Annotated in this window: 1 rRNA gene (cut by a window edge); it reads right to left on the bottom strand. The window is 56.7% G+C overall.

The features are described 5' to 3' along the window. Positions 1–12: 12 nt before the first annotated feature. Positions 13–1188: ribosomal RNA gene (locus ACFW01_RS38275) — 23S ribosomal RNA — on the bottom strand; it runs 2027 nt beyond the window's last position.

Here is a 1188-nt window from a genome sequence, read left to right as displayed (position 1 = left end):
ACGCGAGCAACTGAGGACAAGCCCTCGGCCTATTAGTACCGGTCACCTCCACACCTTGCGGTGCTTCCAGATCCGGCCTATCAACCCAGTCGTCTACTGGGAGCCTTACCCCATCAAGTGGGTGGGAGTCCTCATCTCGAAGCAGGCTTCCCGCTTAGATGCTTTCAGCGGTTATCCCTCCCGAACGTAGCCAACCAGCCATGCCCTTGGCAGGACAACTGGCACACCAGAGGTTCGTCCGTCCCGGTCCTCTCGTACTAGGGACAGCCCTTCTCAAGACTCCTACGCGCACAGCGGATAGGGACCGAACTGTCTCACGACGTTCTAAACCCAGCTCGCGTACCGCTTTAATGGGCGAACAGCCCAACCCTTGGGACCGACTCCAGCCCCAGGATGCGACGAGCCGACATCGAGGTGCCAAACCATCCCGTCGATATGGACTCTTGGGGAAGATCAGCCTGTTATCCCCGGGGTACCTTTTATCCGTTGAGCGACGGCGCTTCCACAAGCCACCGCCGGATCACTAGTCCCGACTTTCGTCCCTGCTCGACCCGTCGGTCTCACAGTCAAGCTCCCTTGTGCACTTACACTCAACACCTGATTGCCAACCAGGCTGAGGGAACCTTTGGGCGCCTCCGTTACTCTTTAGGAGGCAACCGCCCCAGTTAAACTACCCATCAGACACTGTCCCTGATCCGGATCACGGACCCAGGTTAGACATCCAGCACGACCAGACTGGTATTTCAACGACGACTCCACCCACACTGGCGTGCGAGTTTCAAAGTCTCCCAGCTATCCTACACAAGCCGAACCGAACACCAATATCAAACTGTAGTAAAGGTCCCGGGGTCTTTCCGTCCTGCTGCGCGAAACGAGCATCTTTACTCGTAGTGCAATTTCACCGGGCCTATGGTTGAGACAGTCGAGAAGTCGTTACGCCATTCGTGCAGGTCGGAACTTACCCGACAAGGAATTTCGCTACCTTAGGATGGTTATAGTTACCACCGCCGTTTACTGGCGCTTAAGTTCTCAGCTTCGCCCAGACGAATCTGAGCTAACCGGTCCCCTTAACGTTCCAGCACCGGGCAGGCGTCAGTCCGTATACATCGCCTTACGGCTTCGCACGGACCTGTGTTTTTAGTAAACAGTCGCTTCTCGCTGGTCTCTGCGGCCACCCCCAGCTCACGG

The organism is Streptomyces sp. NPDC058985, assembly GCF_042740985.1.
In the GTDB taxonomy this organism is placed as follows: domain Bacteria; phylum Actinomycetota; class Actinomycetes; order Streptomycetales; family Streptomycetaceae; genus Streptomyces.
The sequence above is the reverse complement of the archived record's forward strand: the minus strand, read 5'-3'. Positions and strand labels throughout refer to the sequence as shown.